This window comes from Klebsiella sp. 28 (assembly GCF_018223905.1).
Classification (GTDB): domain Bacteria; phylum Pseudomonadota; class Gammaproteobacteria; order Enterobacterales; family Enterobacteriaceae; genus Klebsiella; species Klebsiella pneumoniae.
In genome coordinates this window covers 1-3,990 of the sequence record NZ_JAGRQY010000246.1, presented here as the reverse complement: position 1 = coordinate 3,990, position 3,990 = coordinate 1, and the positions used below count along the sequence as shown (strand labels likewise).

Genomic DNA, 3,990 nt, shown 5'->3' with positions numbered 1-3,990 from the left:
CGGCGGCGGGCTGCCCGGCGATCGGGAAAGCGTGTACTGGGTCAATATCCAGGAGACGCCTCCCGCAGCCGTCGGCACGCATACGCTGCAATTTGTCGTCCGTACCCGCCTGAAGCTCTTTTATCGTCCGCCCGCCATAACCACCACCCTCGCCAGAGAGGTGCAAAAGCTGCAGTGGCAGCAGAGCGGGAATAACCTGCGCTTTACCAACTTAGGCCCACTGCATATCACCCTGGTCAACGGGGCGCTGATCGATAATAAAGGCCACCTCTCGCCGATAAGAAACGTGATGCTCCGGCCATACAGCAGCCATACCGTGATGACCACCGACAGCACTCGCCTGTACCAGTTGAACTATATCGACGACTACGGCGCGGTGGTGCCCATCCCCCTGCAGAATGCCCATGTGCCGCCCCAGGCTAGTTATACTCCAGGGCGAAAGTCACCATGCTGTTGGCCGTACCGGCTCCCACCGTGGCGTCAGTCTGCACATACTGGGCGTTGAAATTGATCGCCTCGGCGGTACCGGCGCTGGCGCCGGTCACCCTTTTCAGGATCGGCAAGTTGCTGGCCTCATTGATCTTAACGCTGGTGCCGTCGGGCACTGCCGCACCGGGGTTATTGCCGTAGGTCAGCTTCACGCCGACGCCGCTGGCGCTGTTGCTGGCCTGGCTCAGGGCCAGGGTATCGCTCTCCACGCTGACGCCGAAAAAGCCGATGCGCACGTCGGTCGGCGTCGGACAGAAGACCGGAATCGAAAAGCGCTTCGCCTGGCCGCCGGTAGTCCCTTTGCCATGAAACTCCCCCCGGTTAACCGTACCCAGACTGACCTGGATCGTCGATGTCGCTACCTGGCAGCTGCCGCTGCTGCCAATGTCCACATTCAGGGCGGCGATATCGATGCTGACCGGCGCGCTGGCGACAAAGCTAGCGCTTGCGCTGGTCTGCTGTTCAATGGTCATCTCCCCCACCTGCGGCAGCGGCGGCGAGTTGGTATGCGTCCCGTCCGCCAGTTGCACCGTTCCGGTTTTATAGAAGGTTACCGCAATCCTCACCGTGGTTTGCTGCTGCGTCATCAGCGCCGGGAGCGTCGCACTGTCGCATACCACCACCGACTCGCCGCCGGCGGAGTGGCTGCCATCGATGGCACGCATCGGGCCGCCGGCGCACTGGAAGCTGAGGGCGTAACCAATGCCGTCGATAGCGCTGGGGTAGACATGCTGTCCGTTAATCACCATCGGCGAGCCGCCGGTTTTCAGCTGCTTATAGACGATGCGTTTGGCGCTCGCCGTCGGCAGCTGCAGGTCGCAGGAAAAAGGGATCCCGCTGCCGTTATCCGCCATCGCGCTGGTCATCTGGGTATTGACCGGCAGCGTGGGTAAATACTTGATATTAGGAATATTGACCGTGGTCTGGCCGATATTTGCGCGGCAGGTTTCAGCCCGCACGCCGGGAAGATAGGCGCTCAGCCCCAGCAGAAAGAGGAAAGGAAGTAGACGAAAAACAGATTTCATAGCCGCCTCAGCGTGTCTGGCACAGTCCGGAGACGGTTTTCACCGTGTTCAGACTCTGCTGTGGGTTATCCGGAAGATGAAAATGCAGCCTGCAGCTCTGCGACTGGTTGTTCACGACCCAGCTCACCGCCAGGGTCCCCTCCTGCGGTACACCGCTGAGGTACACCTGGCCGCCGTCAGCCACCATGCCGCCCGGCGGATTGCCGCTCTCCTCCGCCGTGACCAATTGCGCGCTGGCGCCAAACGGTAACGGCCCCTGGGCATTGCGGAGGGTAAACAGCACCCGGTTGCCAATGTGGGTCCGGTAGTTGGCCATCACCACCGCGCCGCCGCTGGGGATCACCGTCTGCCCCTGCTGGTCGACGTCGGTATCATCCGCCATCGACTCCGTGTCGAGGGTAATGACATTTTTCCGATAGGCGGTGAGGGACGGCACCACGGCATAGCCGCGCCAGTCGGTGTGCACATTGTTGCCGTTTTGTACCGCCACCCCGGCGGCCCCCGGCGCGCGGACGATGGCGAAGCTCTCACCCACCGTCTGGCCGAAAGTGACCCCGTGCGGATGCGCGACCACCGAGCCGGCGCCTCCCCAGGTCAGCTGGTTGCTGGCGGCGTCATGGCGATAGCCAAGCTGGGCGTTGCCGAAGCCGCCGTGGTAGTCGAGAGCAGCGCTGCTATTGCTGCCTCGTCCCTGATTGCCATAGCCCTGCTGAACCGAGTAGAACAGGTTCGGCCGCGACGGCACCGCGCCATACAGCGACACCTGCTGCGAGGTATAGCCATTGCTGTCCGAGGTGGTGTTGTAGCTCACCGCGCTGTCGGACAGCGGACCACCCAGCGGAATATTGATATTGAAAGACCAGGAGCGATCATTTTTTTGCTGACCGCTGGCGCGGGTGTAGTAATAGCCCACACCCCAGGAGATCCCTTTCCAGGCGCTGTAGAACCCGAGATGTACCGTCTCATCCCGGCTCTGCCGGTGCCAGTATTCCTGCGACCAGGCGGAAACCGCCAGACTCCCCAGATCGCCAAGGCTTTGTGACACCGAGATCTCTTCCCGTCGGCGCCGGTTGTCCACCTGCCCCTGCGCGCTTTCCAGGGCGCTGGCTTCGGCAAAATCGTAATAGCCGCTGGAGGAGTAGCGATAGCTGGCGAGGCTGAATGCGGTGCCCGAGCTGACAAAATTTTTCTGATACTGAGCGCGCAGCGAATGGCCCGTATAGCGCTTGCCCGACGGCGTACGGGTGACGGCCTGGGTGACATCCCCTCCCAGCGATCCGAACTCGCCAAAACCGCGGCCCAGGCCCAGCGCCCACGCCTGATAGTCCCGGGCCAGCTGCGTACCACCGTAGAGGGTGAATCCCGCCGTCAAACCGTAGAACAAAGTGCCCTGCAGAAATTCCGGCGAGCGCACCGACTCCCCCCCGGAGTGGTAGCGGCCGGCGCTGAGACTGAATTTGCCGCGCCCTTCGCGCAGCATATATGGCACCGCGGAATAGGGCTGGGTAAAGGTACGCACCACGCCATTGCTCTCGGTCACCTTCACCTCCAGATCGCCGCTCTGCGAGGTGGGGTAGAGATCGCTGATGGCGAATGCCCCCGGTGACACAAAGGTCTCGTAGATCACATACCCGTGCTGAGAGACGGTCACTTTGGCATTGCTGTGCGCCACGCCACGAATAGTGGGGGCAAAGCCACGCTGGCTGTCCGGGAGCATCTCATCGTCAGACATCAGCTGTACGCCGCGAAACTGTATGCTGTCAAACACATCGCCGGTGGTATAGGTATCGCCGATCCGCAGCAAGCTCTTCAGCGAGCGGACATCGCGCTGCAGCCAGGTGCTCTGGGTATCCCAGTGCCGGCGCTGCTGGTCATACTGCATTGAGGAGATGTTGCGCAGTCGCCAGGCGCCCAGGTTGAGGCCGCTGCGTAAATTGAGATAGTTTGAGCGGCTGCTCTCCCCTTCGTCGGCGTTCTTTATTTGCGCGCCGGAAAAATAGTAATCGACAAACGCGGCCGGCACGCCATCGTCCCAGCGCGACGGATCGACATAGCCGCGGCTTTGCACGTTCATCGCCGCCTGGGGAATACTCAGCGTCAGGCGCTGGTTAGCGAAGGTGAAGCGGCTGCTGGCGTCGGGAATAAACTTCTCGATCCGGGTGAAGGTCTCACCCTCATGCAGCGTTTGAAAAGCCGGAAACGCGCTAACGTTAACCCCATACTCCGCCAGCTGCCCGGGCGTCAGCACCGGCTGCAGCTGCCCGCCATCGTCAACAAAGGTGATATTGGCCTGGCCCAGCTCCTGGTCGTTAACCACCACGGTGACAGGATAAGTCCCCGGCTGCTGCCCGCCGGGTTTGGCGAAGTAGTGCAGATCGGAGGTTTGCTGCTGCGGGTCGGCAAACTCCAGCGCCGCCGGATCAAAATAGTCGTCGGCCAGCGCCCGGCTCAGCGGGCTGAGACAGCACATCATCGT

At 61.9% G+C, this 3,990-nt stretch carries 3 protein-coding genes; 1 reads left to right on the top strand and 2 read right to left on the bottom strand.

Annotation, left to right across the window (positions count from 1 at the left end):
- The coding region (locus KHQ28_RS27430; protein WP_211777766.1) for a molecular chaperone at positions 1-505 on the top strand (505 nt) is incomplete at its 5' end.
- On the opposite strand, the gene KHQ28_RS27425 is transcribed toward KHQ28_RS27430, so the two are convergent.
- Together KHQ28_RS27425 and KHQ28_RS27420 are read right to left on the bottom strand one after the other, a co-directional pair.
- Entirely contained in the window at positions 420-1,514 is a 1,095-nt protein-coding gene (locus KHQ28_RS27425) for a fimbrial protein (protein WP_004180974.1), read from the bottom strand. The genes KHQ28_RS27430 and KHQ28_RS27425 overlap by 86 nt on opposite strands.
- A 7-nt stretch (positions 1,515-1,521) precedes the next feature.
- On the bottom strand, positions 1,522-3,990 hold a 2,469-nt coding region (locus KHQ28_RS27420), incomplete at its 5' end, for a fimbria/pilus outer membrane usher protein (protein ID WP_228298301.1).

Excerpts from the sequence above, each read along its gene's own strand:
- KHQ28_RS27425 (WP_004180974.1), bottom strand. The coding sequence starts at position 1,514 with ATGAAATCTGTTTTTCGTCTACTTCCTTTCCTCTTTCTGCTGGGGCTG.